This is a genomic window from Hyunsoonleella sp. 2307UL5-6 (assembly GCF_047345485.1).
Taxonomy (GTDB): domain Bacteria; phylum Bacteroidota; class Bacteroidia; order Flavobacteriales; family Flavobacteriaceae; genus Jejuia.
Window position 1 is genome coordinate 1 of record NZ_JBLFEN010000025.1, and the last position, 1599, is coordinate 1599.

Below are 1599 nucleotides of genomic sequence, written 5' to 3' on the forward strand. Positions count from 1 at the left end.
CAATGTATAACCGCAATTACGGCGGATTCGACTACGTCCGAATCCACTCGGAATTGCTAATGTCAGTGCGTAACCGAAAATAATCGCTAATTAACCCGTAACTGACGGTTATACGAGACCGTTGTAACGCATTTGACCAAACTTAATGGAGAAAATAAATTTTAAAGAAAAAGCATTCGAATATTCTCTAATCGGATATATAATTCTACTGTTATGTTGGAATATATACGGACTGACAACCGGAAATATAAAAGCACTTCTTCCAATTGCGATTCAGGGTGTTTTAATATTCTTGATTTTATCAAAAAATAAAAATGCGAAAATTGGAATTAAAATTTGGGCGATAATATTAATGTTAAGTCACGGAATTTCGTTTTTGGCAAAACTGTTTAAAATTGGATTAGGAGATGAAATTAATCTGACTGAATTACTGCCTAAGGTAATTTCACTTGCAATCGGAATTTTAATATATGTAGGAAATGAAAAATATGTGGAAATCTCGAAAGAATAAATAAAAAAACGCGTTACAACAATGTATATAAAAAATTGCTGTTTTGTGCTTAACCAATGTGAGTTACTTTGTTTGCTAGCTTCCGATTTTCCTTCGGAAAATCCTCGCACACAAACACGCAACATTTCATATACGTAAACGTTGTAGGTAATTATGAGAAAAGACCCTGAAAAATTTTATTTTGAATTATTAACTGATAAAAATTATCATTTAAAAACTGTTGAAATCAAATTTAAGAAACTTAATGTTGATACATCGAAATACAATTTATTTCAAGTAAAGTCTGCTATCATATATTTATCTCGATTTGAAAATGAAATTGATTCAATAATCAATGAAGCAAATAATGACTTATTATCAATTTTAAATGCTGCAACTGTAAAAGAGGAGCGAAGTTAAAGGTAAATGAATGAGAAATATATTTAAGAAAAAAACGAACGAAACTGAAGAAATTAAAGAGGAATTTATAATTGGAAATTATGATTTTTCATTTGACCGAGAAAAATCAACGATTGAAATTAATGGGAATGAAATAATTGATTTGACAATTAAGTCAGATGAAAATATTTTTGATGAACTTTGTGAAAAGGAAGACTTTGAATTTGGTTTCGGAATATACTCTCCTGAATTTTATGCACGTGAAATAAATTTAGGAAAAAAAGGACAAATTGTAATTAACGAAGAAAATCAAAACGATTATGAAACTGCTGTTTATTTTATGGAACATAACGACTTGAATATTAATTTAAGTTTGCATCCTAATTGGATTTTAATAGTTGGTTGGACAAAAATTAGCGGAAAAGAATATCCGATTTCAATAAAAATGAAAAGATAAAAAACTACCTACAACACCGTGTATAATTCATTGCTGGTTATTGCCTGCTTACGAAAGTCTTCGCGGACTTTCTATCTGTGATTTATTTGCTAACTTTAGTGCTTTAAACACGCAACGAAATCATACACATCAACGTTGTAGTGCATTTAACCAAACCAATGAACAAAACTTTTATTACATTATTATTAGTTCTATTTACAATTAGTTGTAAAGAAAAAAAAGTAGCAAAAGAAAGAACGTTATTAGACTATTT

3 protein-coding genes are annotated in these 1599 nt (G+C 29.1%); all 3 read left to right on the forward strand.

The window, feature by feature from the left end; all coding sequences use genetic code 11:
- Nucleotides 1-145 precede the first annotated feature (145 nt).
- The 3 genes from ACKGJY_RS15485 (at nucleotide 146) to ACKGJY_RS15495 (ending at nucleotide 1346) form a co-directional block, all read left to right on the forward strand.
- Nucleotides 146-511: a hypothetical protein gene (locus ACKGJY_RS15485; RefSeq protein ID WP_413974807.1), complete on the forward strand. Its 366-nt coding sequence runs from the start codon at nucleotides 146-148 to the stop codon at nucleotides 509-511.
- 153 nt (nucleotides 512-664) lie between these two features.
- Nucleotides 665-910, forward strand: coding sequence for a hypothetical protein (locus ACKGJY_RS15490; protein ID WP_413974808.1), 246 nt, complete (start codon nucleotides 665-667; stop codon nucleotides 908-910).
- A gap of 10 nt (nucleotides 911-920) precedes the next feature.
- Nucleotides 921-1346, forward strand: coding sequence for a hypothetical protein (locus ACKGJY_RS15495; RefSeq protein WP_413974809.1), 426 nt, complete (start codon nucleotides 921-923; stop codon nucleotides 1344-1346).
- Nucleotides 1347-1599 lie beyond the last annotated feature (253 nt).